The 13,827-nt window shown below is 41.8% G+C and carries 12 protein-coding genes; 4 read left to right on the top strand and 8 right to left on the bottom strand.

What is annotated here, in order from left to right; genetic code table 11:
- Positions 1-103: 103 nt before the first annotated feature.
- Together H7T88_RS17795 and H7T88_RS17790 are read right to left on the bottom strand one after the other, a co-directional pair.
- Entirely contained in the window at positions 104-1,645 is a 1,542-nt protein-coding gene (locus H7T88_RS17795; RefSeq protein ID WP_154959215.1) for a glycine betaine uptake BCCT transporter, read from the bottom strand.
- 237 nt (positions 1,646-1,882) lie between these two features.
- Complete coding sequence (locus tag H7T88_RS17790; protein ID WP_221789593.1) at positions 1,883-3,646, bottom strand: methyl-accepting chemotaxis protein; 1,764 nt, start codon at positions 3,644-3,646, stop codon at positions 1,883-1,885.
- Between the two features lie 253 nt (positions 3,647-3,899).
- Here H7T88_RS17790 and H7T88_RS17785 point away from each other — a divergent pair, with 253 nt between their 5' ends.
- Complete coding sequence (locus tag H7T88_RS17785) at positions 3,900-6,197, top strand: PAS domain S-box protein (RefSeq protein WP_221789592.1); 2,298 nt, start codon at positions 3,900-3,902, stop codon at positions 6,195-6,197.
- Between the two features lie 183 nt (positions 6,198-6,380).
- Here H7T88_RS17785 and H7T88_RS17780 read toward each other — a convergent pair whose 3' ends face one another.
- Together H7T88_RS17780 and H7T88_RS17775 are read right to left on the bottom strand one after the other, a co-directional pair.
- Positions 6,381-6,953, bottom strand: coding sequence for a flavin reductase family protein (locus H7T88_RS17780; protein ID WP_221789591.1), 573 nt, complete (start codon positions 6,951-6,953; stop codon positions 6,381-6,383).
- Between the two features lie 74 nt (positions 6,954-7,027).
- Positions 7,028-7,405, bottom strand: coding sequence for a MerR family transcriptional regulator (locus tag H7T88_RS17775; RefSeq protein ID WP_221789590.1), 378 nt, complete (start codon positions 7,403-7,405; stop codon positions 7,028-7,030).
- A gap of 134 nt (positions 7,406-7,539) precedes the next feature.
- Here H7T88_RS17775 and H7T88_RS17770 point away from each other — a divergent pair, with 134 nt between their 5' ends.
- The gene (locus tag H7T88_RS17770; protein WP_221789589.1) at positions 7,540-8,511 is read left to right on the top strand and encodes an aldo/keto reductase family protein; all 972 of its coding nucleotides are present in this window, start codon (positions 7,540-7,542) and stop codon (positions 8,509-8,511) included.
- Between the two features lie 169 nt (positions 8,512-8,680).
- On the opposite strand, the gene H7T88_RS17765 is transcribed toward H7T88_RS17770, so the two are convergent.
- Positions 8,681-9,466: a leucine-rich repeat domain-containing protein gene (locus tag H7T88_RS17765; protein WP_221789588.1), complete on the bottom strand. Its 786-nt coding sequence runs from the start codon at positions 9,464-9,466 to the stop codon at positions 8,681-8,683.
- Between the two features lie 314 nt (positions 9,467-9,780).
- Here H7T88_RS17765 and kbl point away from each other — a divergent pair, with 314 nt between their 5' ends.
- Positions 9,781-10,971, top strand: coding sequence for a glycine C-acetyltransferase (gene kbl / locus H7T88_RS17760; RefSeq protein ID WP_221789587.1), 1,191 nt, complete (start codon positions 9,781-9,783; stop codon positions 10,969-10,971).
- 37 nt (positions 10,972-11,008) lie between these two features.
- Positions 11,009-11,968, top strand: a complete 960-nt coding sequence (locus H7T88_RS17755; RefSeq protein WP_221789586.1) for an L-threonine 3-dehydrogenase, SDR-type — start codon at positions 11,009-11,011, stop codon at positions 11,966-11,968.
- A 123-nt stretch (positions 11,969-12,091) separates the two neighbouring features.
- Here H7T88_RS17755 and H7T88_RS17750 read toward each other — a convergent pair whose 3' ends face one another.
- From H7T88_RS17750 to H7T88_RS17740, 3 genes are read right to left on the bottom strand one after another with little or no spacing between them, the layout of a single operon-like run.
- Positions 12,092-12,565 (bottom strand): DinB family protein, encoded by a 474-nt coding sequence (locus H7T88_RS17750; RefSeq protein ID WP_221789585.1) that lies wholly within the window; start codon positions 12,563-12,565, stop codon positions 12,092-12,094.
- Between the two features lie 60 nt (positions 12,566-12,625).
- Entirely contained in the window at positions 12,626-13,207 is a 582-nt protein-coding gene (locus H7T88_RS17745) for a TetR/AcrR family transcriptional regulator (protein WP_221789584.1), read from the bottom strand.
- The gene (locus H7T88_RS17740) at positions 13,204-13,665 is read right to left on the bottom strand and encodes a nuclear transport factor 2 family protein (protein ID WP_154888700.1); all 462 of its coding nucleotides are present in this window, start codon (positions 13,663-13,665) and stop codon (positions 13,204-13,206) included. Before H7T88_RS17740 ends, H7T88_RS17745 begins: the two co-directional genes overlap by 4 nt.
- Between the last annotated feature and the right edge of the window lie 162 nt (positions 13,666-13,827).

Genomic DNA, 13,827 nt, shown 5'->3' with positions numbered 1-13,827 from the left:
TTAAGTGTCCATCTTATAGGGTACATTTTACAAAAGTGAGTGTCCTTTCTTTCTGTAGAGATTGCATACGTTAGAGATCAAGGATACATTACCTGCCGGCTATTCAGATCTGCAGGTTTTCCTGTTCTTCCAGCAGTCGTTTCAGTTTTTGGCGCTGTCGTTTTTCCTTCTGACGGCGCTCTCGATCTTCAGCTTGCAGAGCTTTGAGAAGGGACACACACATGCCAATAAGTACAACTGCGAATGGCAGCGCAGCTACAATAGAGGCTGTCTGAAGACCATTCAATCCCCCACTAATCAGCAGTACGACCGCAATTGCCGATTGAAAGATACCCCAGGTTAATTTGACTCTTGCACTCGGGTTCAAATTACCATCTGTTGTTAACATGCCAAGAACAAACGTAGCCGAATCCGCTGACGTAATGAAGAAAATCATGATTAAGATTGTGGCAATGAAAGCTACAATCGTGCCTAAAGGTAGTTGCTCCAACATAAGGAATAGAGCCGTTGTCGTATCTTGCTTGACAGCTTCCGCCAGATTTGCAGCATTAAACAACTCCATGTGAAGACCTGTTCCACCAAAGACAGAGAACCAGACAAATCCGAAGAGGCTTGGAATGAGCATCACGTAAATCACGAATTCTTTTACCGTTCTTCCTTTGGATACCCTTGCGATAAAAGTTCCGACAAACGGAGCCCACGCGATCCACCATGCCCAGTAGAATAAAGTCCATGCTCCAATCCAGGTTTCTCTTGAGAACGGCGTTAGTCTCAAGCTCATGTTAACAATATTTTGCAAATAATTACCTAAGGTTGTTGTAAATGTGTCAAAGATAAACGTAGTCGGTCCGGTCACCAATACAAATAACATCAATAGCAAAGCTATAACGAGGTTCGTATTGCTTAGAATTTTAATCCCTCGGTCCAGTCCGGAGGTTGCCGAGATTAAATAAAGTACGGTTACTACCGTAATGATGATCACCTGTACCGTCGTGGAGTTAGCGATACCGAATAAGTGATTCAGTCCTCCACCAATCTGCAGTGCACCCAGTCCAAGTGATGTCGCTACACCAAAAATGGTGGAGATGACCGCCAAAATATCGATGGCCTTGCCAAGCCAGCCTGCCGCAAGACGCTCTCCGATCAAAGGGATAAAGGTGGAACTAATCAACCCTTTATACCCTTTTCGGAACTGGAAGTAAGCAAGCGCTAAGCCGATAACGGTATAGATCGCCCAAGGATGCAGCCCCCAGTGGAAGAAGGAATACCGCATGGAAAGTCTTGCTGCCTGAGCGGTTCCGGCTTCTGCTCCTTCCGGTGCAGATAAAAAGTGGGACAGCGGTTCGGCAACTCCCCAGAAAACCAGTCCAATCCCCATACCAGCGCTAAAAAGCATGGACAGCCAGGAAATCGTAGAATATTCCGGTTCATCATCGTCATCCCCCAGTCTGATATTGCCGAATCGACTGAACGCCAGATAGAAGGCGAAGATCAGGAAGAACAGTGTCGCCAGCAGATAAAACCAGCCAAAATTGTGAATCGAGAAGTTGTAGGCCACGTTAGCCACATCAGCCAGCTGATCAGGAGCAACGGCTCCCCATATTGCAAAGAGTGCAACGATGATAATTGTGATTGTGAATACCATGATGAGACCTCCGTTATGTAAGCTATAGCCAACTAATCCTTAGTATTGCTAGTCCGGCTTGTAATCATGCGAAAAGCCAGCTGTTGATAATTTAAAACAAACCGCTATGTAATGAAACACTGGCCGGCTGAATTTTAGTTACAGAGAACCGTAACTCAAACTATGAAGTAAAACAAAATGTCAAAACGATAAAAAAAAGCCCGACACTTTATTGAATCAAGCATCGGTCTTTACTTATTATTTATCCGTATCATGGATTTCGATTTGAAATTGATCTGAATACGATTTGAGGTTATCAGCAAGGAGGGTTAGCTCTCCGGAAATGCCTGATAGTTCATTGGCCGAACGCTGTTGCTCTACAGCACTGGCGGAAACTTCTTCGGACATGGCTGATGTTTCCTCAGTTGTGGAAGCAATGTAACTCAAATGTTGCTCCACCTCTTGGCGAATGGATTGCATATGGATTGTCCGATTTTCCAGACGTTGAGCAAGCTCATGCACTTCAGAGGATAACCGGCTTACCTGTTTGAAGCTTTGAAGACATTCAGCGATCTGTTCTTCCTGCTCCTTGGCAGCTAACATATTTGAATCCAGATGCGTTCCCATATGATGAATTTCTTGAACAAACGAACTCAGTATCTCATCAATCTCCTGAATCGAACGTTCGGATTCTTGAGCGAGATGTCCCATCTCATTAGAAACAACTCCAAAGCCTTTACCTGCTTCACCAACACGGGCTGCTTCAATCGAAGCATTCAAAGATAAGATTTGAGTTTGTTTTAATATGTTGTGAATCTGTCCACTGATGGAAGAAGCAAGTTCCGAACGTGTCGTCAGCGACTTGGAAATACTCTGTTGATCCTCAACAAGTTTGGCGTTCTCACGGCCCTTTTCTAGCAGAACCTCATGTTGGCGTGTCACTTGTATTTGCAATGCAGATAACTGATCGGAAGTACGGGTGAACTGTTCCACATAAGAACCTACTTCATTCATAATACTGCCCAGATTTTCAGAATGCTGGACGGAGTGTTCTGTCTCTTCAGCTTGTTTCATGGAGCCTATGGCAATTTCTTCGATAGCTCTGGAAAGCTCTTCAGACTGACGCTGATTGGTAAGAGACGTTTTGGCAATATTTTTAGAAGACTGTTGCAGTGTAGCGGAGCCTTGTTGTATTCCCTTCATAATGTTCGTTAGTTGAACAACCATAGTATTAATTAGGTTACTGATGTCCCCGAGTTGGTCGTTTGTCATCTGAGTGGATACAACCCGGAGATTTCCGGAAGAGACCTGTTCCAGGCTTGACTTAATGTCAGATACTTGACGAAGGATCCCTCTTACGACAAGCCACATGATGATGAACGATAAAATTAAAACTACTGCAAAAATCGGGATAACTTTACCATACGTATTATTCAACGTTAATGCAGAAACGCCTTCAACTTCTGCTGCAGACTGGTCCATACCCAAATAACCAATAATCGTTCCTTGCGAATCTTTAATTGGTGTAAAAGAGGACATAAGCAGTCCCCAGACAGGATCTTCGACAATGCCAGTCGTTACAACTTCACCGCTTGCCAAACGTTCTAGAGTTTGAGAGTTCAGCTCAAACGCAGTCCCGTAAGGACTGTATTCCGGATCGTCCCAATCCGCGCCATCCACGGTGTAGACCCATCCATTCGGTGTTTTATTATACATATAAACATAAAGGGCCCCCGATTGAAGGCGAGCCTTAACAAGCTGTTCTCTAAGTGTTTTGTATTCAGAGCTTTCCTCCGAACCTGAAGTATATAACGAGTTGATTAATGCTGATTCCTTACCCATCTCAGTAGCGATGTTCACTGCAAGCTTCTGGTTGTTATGCTGCATTGTCATCAAGGATGAATTTTCACTGGAGTAGTTCGTTGCCCACAAAATCAGGCCGCCCATAGCCAGTAGTGGGACAAGGATGATCGAATATAGTTTTAATCTTAAATCCATTCTTTTGTTGCGCTTGTGTTTCACGTTCTGTTCCCCCTCGGAAGTAAATAAAGCATAATTATTTATGAGCCTATACTATCTTATCGTAAACTTGAGGATTAGAATGTAGTCCAATGCTAAATTCAGTGTCATCTTGTCCGTTACTGGAAGTCAAATTACATATGTGATAAAGGCTAATATTTAAAAACGTTTTATCTCGTTTTATTTTGATTTACAAAGAATAAAGTTTTTGGGAAAATGGTTCTAAATCATAAAATGAAGTAGGGGAGAGCTTTCAATGCAGGTTCAGAAGGTTAATCATCATGAATTCTTCGAACAAATATATGACCATACACCGATTGGAGTTGCTCTCATAGCTCCAGCGGGAAATTGGCTGAAAGTGAATCCTGCTTTTTGTCATATGACCGGTTTCACTTGGGGAGAACTGATAGAGCTCCGTTGCCAGGATTTAACGCATCCCGAGGATTCCTCGAAGGATCACGTTGAAGAAGCTGGACTTTTTGAGAACAAAGTAACAGAAAATATATATGAAAGGCGTTGCATTAAAAAGAATGGCGAAGAATTATGGTGTTCTTTTCATGTAACTCCCGTCAGCGACGACGTAACGTTTGAACTCCTTTATTTTATTTGCTTTATTGTAGATATCACTGATCGTATCCGATCTGAACGGAAACTTTCGCACAGTAAAGGCATTATTGAAAATGCCGAACGCTTGGCGAAGATTGGAAGCTGGGAGTGGGATGTAGTTCATGATCAGATCACCATTTCTGAACAGGTAATGGAAATCTTTGAACTTGAGCGCACAAACCCATATTATTGCGCAAAAGATATCTATAAGGTAATGAGTACTGCAGATGTTGCATCTTTGCGAGAAAAAATAAGAAACGTAGAACAAAGAGATCCATTTGTTTTTGAATTTAAATACGCTCGGTCCGAAGCTAGAGTAAAGTATATTCAATTACGTGGGTTAATCATTTATGACAAACATCAACAGCCCGTAGAGTTAAAAGGTGTACTTCAGGATATTACCGAACAGAAACAGATCGAATTCAGGCTTCAAGAAACCATCGAACGTTACACCTCGCTCAAAAAGTATAATCATGATGCTATTATTTCATTTGACATGAGTGGAAACATTATTAATGCTAATCCTGCATCCGTCAAGATGACAGGTTATGCAGTAAACGAAATGATTGGAAAAAGTATAGGGAGATTTATTGGGGCTAGTAATTTAGGCCTCATTCTGCGGAGTCACTATGGTTTGGCTGAGAAGAAAATGAACACTGTTTTGCACAAGGACGGCCGTGAAACGGAAGTATTGGTAACGCTTGCCCCAATTATTATTAATAATGTCAATGTCGGCTACTATTTAATAGCCAAGGACATAACGGAACAGAAAAAGCTTCTCATCGCCAAAGAAACAGCTGAAAGGATGAATCAGGCGAAAAGCGATTTTCTGGCGATGATGAGCCATGAAATACGGACACCTATGAATGGTGTGATCGGAATGACAGATCTTCTTCTAGATACCCCGGGACTGAGCCAGGAGCAAACAGAATATATTCAAATTATTCAAAAAAGTGGAGATTCCTTACTTACTATTATCAATGATATCCTTGATTTTTCTAAGATCGAGTCAGGGAAAACCGATTTAGTGGTTGATCCATTCGATCTTCAAGAAATCGTGACAGAAACGGTGCAAATCGTGAAACCTTTGATCCGCGAAAAGAAGTTAGACATTCTTATTTGTTTGGATAAGACGCTGCCAATTCCGCTTTATGGTGATGCATCTCGTTTAAAGCAAGTACTGACTAATCTCATCGGTAATGCCGTGAAGTTTACTCTCGAAGGTAGCGTTGAAATTGAAGTACGGGTTAAAGAACAATGTGATGAGAACGTGTTTCTCGAGTTTAAAGTCAAAGATACGGGAGTGGGAATTCCAGTAGAGAAAAGGCAACAATTATTTGAGCCATTCTACCAATTGGATAACTTTATGACCCGCAAAACACAAGGAACGGGATTGGGACTGGCAATCAGCAAAAAATTGATAGAACTTATGCATGGAGATATATGGATTGAGGATGCAGATGAGCCTGGCACAACGTTTATATTTACAGCCTGCTTTAAAAAAAACAATAAGGAAGTCAGCCAGCGCTTAGATCTGTCCCCAAAAAAGAACAGAGACATCCCTCTCCATATTCTGATTGCAGAGGATAATGATATGAATCAGCTTGTCCTTAGTAAAATGATTGAAAAAAAGGGACACTTCGTAGATCATGTCGTGGACGGAAAAGAAGCGTTAGAAGCTGTCAAGAGAAATGCATACGATATAGTATTTATGGATGTGCAGATGCCAAAATTAAATGGATTTGAAGTGACCCAAGCGATCAAAGAGAATCTATCTCCTGAAGACTGTCCCTATATCGTTGCAGTGACTGCAAATGCTCTAAGAGGGGATAGGGATCGATGCTTGAAGGCAGGAATGGATGAATACATCAGTAAACCCATTAAAAGTGAAACTATTTATCAAGTGATGGAAATGTACTATACCAAGAAACAGATGAATCATTCGTAAATATTAAAGTTAATGTGAGAAAGCCCGTGGGAGAGTGAGGCCTCGAACGACGAAGTCAAAAAAATGTGGGTGAGCATGTCAAACCCAGTATTATCAATACAACAACCCGCAAAAACCCGGAATGATAGAAGGAGTTCCCAAAAGGGGACTCCTTCTATTTAGCTCTAATCAGTCGATTTAGTTCTACTTCGATCGATTGAGATGCAATGGATGGTTCTTTTCCGCGCTTTCCTGATTTAGTATTTTGTAGGTTGATCGGCCTGCATATAATGGAATCTCAAGCTTTGAGAAGTCGGGGAGTCCATTCTCTAAAAAACATGAATCATCTCTATAGCGCTGAACAATTTCTCCTGCGATCCACTCATGGTCGCCAAAACTTGTAATGCTCAGCGTACGGCATTCATATGCAAAGTAGGCATCCGTGAGAACAGGTATATCGACTTGAAGTCCTTCTTCATACTCAATATTAAATTCCTTGAATTTGTCCAAATCTCTTCCACTGTATGTTCCAACGGCTTGAATTATTTCTGAACAATGTGCAGGCAAAAAGTGTACACCGAATGCTCCGCTTTGCTCTATTAGTGTATAGGTATAGGTCTCTTTGCGAAGAGATATGCCATATATTCCTGGTAAAGAGCCGATGTACGTGTGCCATCCTGAAGCCATAATATTTTGCTTTCCCTCATGACGCGCAGTCACTATTGCAACCATTCCGGGGTATGAGTACCATGATTCGTCTTGGATCGGTTGTCGCATGAAAATCACTCCTCGTAACCGTATTTTCAGAGCTAAACTTGAAAAGGCCACCCGTCTGATAAACAACAATCATATTATGGGGTATCGATATGAAAGATGCCAATCTCATTATAGTGATCCAGCTTGTGATCAATGGTTCCCAGGCTACAGTTCAACACGTCCATTTGCTTCACGATATTTTGCCGATGTTGCTGTAGCATTTCTTTCCTCTGCTCACTAGTACTTGAACCTTCCAGACAGAGCAGCATGAATGCTTTTATATCCTCAAGTGGCATACCACTATCTCTCAGACAGCGTACTAATTCCAGCCAACATATATCCATCTCGGAATATTTACGGGTACCGTATTCTGTCTTTTTCAACAAAGGCATCAGACCTGTCCGATCATAGAACCGCAACGTGGAAGCAGGCAACTGGGTGCGTTCTGCAACTTGTTTAATCGTAAATTCCAAACAAATCTTCCTTTCAAAAAAAAGGTTGAAGGTATTGACTTAAACCTAAGTTTAACTACTATCCTAAGATAGTACAATAGAGCGTTTTCATAAATAGCCTCTAGTCAAACCATTCTCAAAAAGGAGTGATTCAGTTGAAATACAGAAAGCTGGGTAGAAGTGGATTGAAAGTTAGTGAAATTGGATTAGGAAGCTGGCTGACCTATGGATCGGCCACTTCTGAGGAGGCAGCGCGTGCATGTATGCATAAAGCATACGAACTCGGTGTCAACTTTTTTGATACGTCGAATTCATATACAGGTGCTGAAGAGGTCATGGGAAGTACGTTGAAGTCGTATTCACGCAGTAGTTATGTCCTTGCTACAAAATTGTTTTTCCCGCAAGGATCGGGACCGAATGAACGTGGATTGTCCCGTAAACATATCGTCGAGCAGTGTGAGGCGAGCTTGAAACGATTGGGCACAGATTACATTGACCTCTACCAATGTCATCGTTTTGATTCCGAAACTCCTGTTGAAGAGACGCTTCGAGCATTGGATGATCTGCAAGCGCAAGGTAAGATTTTATATGCAGGTGTCAGTGAATGGACGGCCGCACAGATTGCGGAAGCCTCCGGAATCAGCAAAAGTTTGAATCTGCGCCCGTTGATTTCAAATCAGCCAATCTACAATATGTTTGAGCGATATATCGAGAGAGAAGGTGTGATTGAGCAATGCGAGCAGGAGGGACTTGGTCTCATTGTGTTCTCTCCATTAGCACAGGGTGTACTCACAGGCAAATACAAACCAGGACAGCAAATTCCAGAAGGCACACGGGCTGCGAATGATCAAACAAATGGTGTCATCAACAGTTATTTACGTGAGGATGTGCTCCAATGTACTGTACAACTATCGGAAATGGCTAACGAACTCGGGGCAACCTTATCCCAATTCGCATTAGCATGGATTCTCCGACAACCCGCAGTAAGCTCTGCCATTATTGGCTCCAGCAGACCCGTTCAGATTGAAGAGAATCTCAAAGCAATTGAGCTTAAGCTTACACCGGATATTATCTCGGAAACAGAAAAAATCCTGTCTTCCATCAGCCATTTTGTGCCAATGCGGTAACAACGAAAAATGAATGGAGATATAGACTAACAGGTAGAGAAGCGCTCGTGTGACTTATATATACTGCAATGCACAAAAAAGGCCGTTAATATTAACGGCCTTTTTGTCCTATTTGAAAGAAAGATGGTCTAATTACTCACTAAAAAAATCTAAATTTAAGTTGATTAGACTAATCCACTTTATCAATCTCCAGGCTCACAATCACTCCGTTCTTCTCCAAATCTTTAACGATCTGCTTCGCATGTTCATTTAGCGGGTTGTTTCCCAGATATACCTCGGTTAAATGAGGAATCGTTTCAAGCACAGCAATATCTTGAATAAGATTATCTTGCAGATAAAGATGTTGTAAAGTTGGATGGTTTTTTAATGGTGTCAGATCCTTAATGCGATTATTGTCCATACTAAGCCATTCAAGATTCATCTTTTGGAGTGGTCTTAAGTCTGATACTTGATTGCCGCCGGCAAGCAAACTTGTAAGATTGCGTAAATTTTTTAGAGGTCCTAGATCTTTTATTTGGTTATCATTAATCAATAAACTTTCCAAATTGCGCAATCCTGAAATTGGAGATATATCTGTAATTTGATTTCCATCTAAAGCCAATAGGTTTATTTTTGTCAGCTTGGAGAGGGGGTTTATATTTTTGATTTTATGGCCGGGTAGAACTAGTTCCGTTATGTTAACTGCATACTCAAGTCCTTGCAAATTTGAGATTTTTCTTTTTTCATCCAATGAATACAAGGATTTCATTTTTTTTAAATCGGCTGCTTTCAGTTCATTTTTACCCGATAGCTTTAATTCTGTTCGAATGATTTGTGTTAAAACGGGATCTTTAACGACTGAAGCTGCCAAAGTTGTGGATGTCGGTAATATTAAAAGCATCAAACAAAATACGATTAAACGTTTTACGAATGGATTAGGCATAGTGCACTCCTTAAAATTAGGTTCTACATTCATTCTTCGATCTCTTTCTCTCAACTATGTATGACTATGTACGATTCATGATCCACTCCTTATATGATTTAATAATAAAGAATATACCATGATTTGGAGCATAGTACATGGTTATATTGTCAAAATATTATACTAGTCCAGCGATGCAATCGCTATGTTTATTTGCGGATTTTTCTGTCATTTTGTCCACCATATGTGTACAAAAAACAAAAAAGATGCTACATTGAAATCAGGAAAATTCCTTTTATAACAAGGTTTTAAAACAGAAATTTCTTGTCTCCTGTACGAGGACATACGTATATCGAGGAGGGAATAGAATGTCAAGTCAAGCATTGGATCAATTTTTAAGTTCGAACATCGAAGATCTAAAGTCTAAAGGTCTATATAACGTTATCGATACGCTACAGGGTGCAAATGGTCCGGTTATTCGAATCAACGGAAAGTCTCTAATCAATTTGTCTTCTAATAACTATTTGGGGCTGGCAACAGATAATCGCCTGATTGATGCTTCAGTTAAGGCAGCTCAGACATACGGGGCAGGTGCTGGGGCTGTGAGAACCATTAATGGTACGATGGATCTTCATATTGAGCTTGAAGAAAAACTGGCCCTTTTCAAAAAAACGGAAGCCGTTATCGTGTATCAATCGGGATTTAACTGCAATATGGCTGCTATATCCGCGGTAATGGACCAGCATGATGCGATTTTATCAGATGAGTTGAATCACGCTTCGATTATTGATGGCTGCCGTCTGTCGAGAGCCAAGGTGATCCGCTATAAGCATTCGGATATGAATGATTTAAGGCAGCAGGCGAAAGAGGCCAAGGAATCCGGTCAGTACCATAAAATTATGGTCATTACCGACGGGGTTTTCTCCATGGATGGTGATATCGCAAATCTGCCCGAAATCGTGAAAATAGCAGAAGAATTCGATCTGATTACCTATGTGGATGATGCTCACGGTTCAGGCGTTCTCGGAGCAGGTGCTGGAACCGTGAAGCATTTTGGATTGTCCGACCGTATTGACTTTCAAATTGGCACTCTTTCCAAGGCGATCGGCGTTGTCGGCGGTTATGTCGCGGGTAAGAAACAACTGATTGAATGGTTGAAGCTGAGAAGCCGTCCGTTTTTGTTCTCAACATCGTTGCCTCCGGCTGTAATCGCTTCTTGTAGCGCTTCTGTTGACATTTTGATGAATGACAAAGAACTGATCGAGAAGCTGTGGAAAAACGGCAATCATTTGAAAAATGGCTTGAGCCGGCTTGGATATGATGTAGGCCAAAGCGAAACACCGATCACACCTTGTATCATTGGCGATGAAGTAACCACCCAACAGTTCAGCAAACGGCTCTATGAAGAAGGCGTTTACGCCAAGGCAATCCTGTTCCCTACGGTTCCGAAAGGAACCGGAAGAATACGCAACATGCCGACATCTGCACATTCCAAGGAGATGCTGGATCAGGTGATCTCCGTTTATGAGAAAGTTGGCAAAGAAATGAAGCTGATTTAGTTGCACCTACGGGAGTCTATTTCGGGAGGAATGTCTTATGAAGAAGATATTGGTGACCGGAGCACTGGGCCAGATCGGTTCTGAGTTAGTTGTTAAATTACGTGAAATTTATGGTGGAGATCACGTCGTTGCTACGGATCTCAGGTCATCGTCCCACGAAATTACCCGATCCGGACCATTCGAACTGCTGGATGTGACAAATGATAAGGCGATGTTTGAAATCGCCAAGCGGTACGAAGTAGATACCGTCATGCATTTGGCTGCGCTACTGTCGGCTACGGCAGAGGATAAGCCCCTGCTTGCCTGGAACTTGAATATGGGCGGACTGATGAATGCACTTGAAATATCCAGGGAGCTCGGTTGCCAATTTTTCACTCCAAGCTCCATTGGATCTTTTGGCCCTTCGACTCCCAAAGACAATACACCGCAGGATACGATCCAGAGGCCCAATACGATGTACGGCGTGAACAAGGTGTCCGGCGAACTGCTTTGTGATTATTATTTTTATAAGTACGGTCTGGATACGAGGGGGTTACGATTCCCCGGATTGATATCTTATATGACGCCTCCCGGTGGAGGAACGACGGATTACGCGGTGGAAATTTACTATGCAGCTGTGACGACTGGTCGGTATACATCTTATATAGCCAAAAACTCTAACATGGACATGATGTATATGCCGGATGCCCTAAACGCTATCATTGATTTAATGGAAGCGGATTCATCACGGTTGATACACCGAAACTCATTTAATGTCACCGCAATGAGCGTCGATCCAGAGGCGATCGCTGCCGCGATCCGTGAAGAAATTCCCGGCTTCATCCTGGATTATGATGTTGATCCGAAGAGACAGGCAATTGCCGATAGCTGGCCGCATTCCATGGATGCTACGGCGGCGAAAACAGAATGGGGATTTCATGCCCGCTACGACTTGAGGGCCATGACGAAGGATATGCTTTCACACCTAAGCGACAGACAAATGCTTCGCAAAGCTTAAAGTTATGTTGAATTCGCTGTGTAAAGCGAGTAAAAATACAAAAGAAGCTGCATCAAGAGGTTGGGCGTTACCAAGACCTTTTGTTGTAGCTTCTTTTTTTTATCCTCCAGCCCAGTCGTTTCCTTAGTCGGATTCAATTATGCTCTTGATATTTTTAATTGTTGCAAAGTGCATTGCTTCATGGTAAATCAGAAAACTCAGTAATTGTTCTGCATTCGTAAAGCTAAGTCCTGTAGAAGACTTGTAATGAGGATTGATTTCTTCTTTCAATTTGCTTGAAAGTACCGATTCGACCCTTTCCATTTGTTCAGTTAACAAGTCGATTAATTGAGACAATGTCGGAGGCTCTGTATCCCAGTCAGACGGGTTAGTTCCTGGATCAAACAATTTACTAAAATTAGCAGGATATTTGGTATCTTCACCAGTAAGCTGGAAAGCGAACTTCTCATGTATAACATACATGTGGCCGAGATTCCATTTTATATTGTTTTTCAAACCTGTTGGAATGATTTCGGATGCAGAGTCAGTTATATTCCTTACATAATCAACTGCCTGTCGGCGAACAAATTTCAATTGATCTGCGACAAAATGGCTCATGATATTGACCTCCCATAAAATAAAGTCGCCAATGAAAACGCTAAAGAGAACACGTTTGTGTCAGTGACCAGAGTTGCTTTTAGAAACATAAGTTGAGACTCGTTGTGAAAGATTTGCCAACGTACGTTCAAAAAAGGATTCATCATTAAGCGCTCTACTCAGAACCAATGCTCCTTGAATACTAGCAATTGTTTCCTCTGAAAGCTGATCAGCAGTCTCTTTAGAGATACCTGTTTGAACTAGCGCCGCGCTTAAGGCTTCAATCCATCTTATAAAATATTGCTGTATTACAGTAGCGAATCGATCTCTTGTTCCGTCCAAAGCGAATGCACCAATAAGGCATATACGCTGTCCCGATTGAAAATAAGTATCGACCTCTTGCCACATATGATCAATGGCTGCTCGAGGTTCATTCTTTTCTAGCGGTTCAAAAATATTTTTGACAAACCATTGATCAATATGAGTAAGAATTTCAGCAACCATCTCATCTTTTCCACCTGGAAAGAAATAATATAAGCTTCCTTTAGATAGACGCGTACGGGCTGTAATTTTACTTAACGATGCACCTTCATAACCTAATTCACGGAATACCTCCGTAACGAGAGGGACGACGTCAGATTTTTCAAAAACAGTACGAGTCATAGGTTTAACTCACTTAGGCTTGGGTGTTCAGCAGGGCGTGTGCCTAGAGGCCAATGAAATTTCCGTTCCGATTCCTTAATCGGCATGTCATTAATCGAAGCGAATCTCCGCTTCATCAAGCCGTCATCAGCAAATTCCCAATTCTCGTTTCCATACGATCTGAACCAGTTACCGCTATCATCATGCCATTCATATGCGAATCTCACTGCAATACGGTTATCCGTAAATGACCAAAGCTCCTTAATAAGGCGGTATTCCAGTTCTTTGGCCCATTTTCTAGTTAGTAAAGAAACAATTTCTTGGCGGCCTGTGATAAACTCGCTCCGATTTCTCCAATAACAATCTTCAGTATACACAAGTGAGACACGCTGAGGGTCTCGGCTATTCCAGCTGTCTTCTGCCATACGAGTTTTTTGAATTGCTGTCTCAAGTGTGAATGGGGGAGTTAAATTATTCATTAGTTTTTCCTCACTTTCTAAACTGTTTGTGTCAGTATAAACCGATCGGTTTATAAAAGCAAGTTCATATCAAAATACTTTAGCAGACAAACGTGAAGATCTTTTGGTGGACCAAATAGCAGAATTGGTATGTTGTAAAAGAATAAAAATGGTACTTACTTG

The sequence above is a fragment of the Paenibacillus cucumis (ex Kampfer et al. 2016) genome (genome assembly GCF_019748695.1).
In the GTDB taxonomy this organism is placed as follows: domain Bacteria; phylum Bacillota; class Bacilli; order Paenibacillales; family Paenibacillaceae; genus Paenibacillus; species Paenibacillus polysaccharolyticus.
This window is presented reverse-complemented; position numbering and strand designations above follow the sequence as displayed.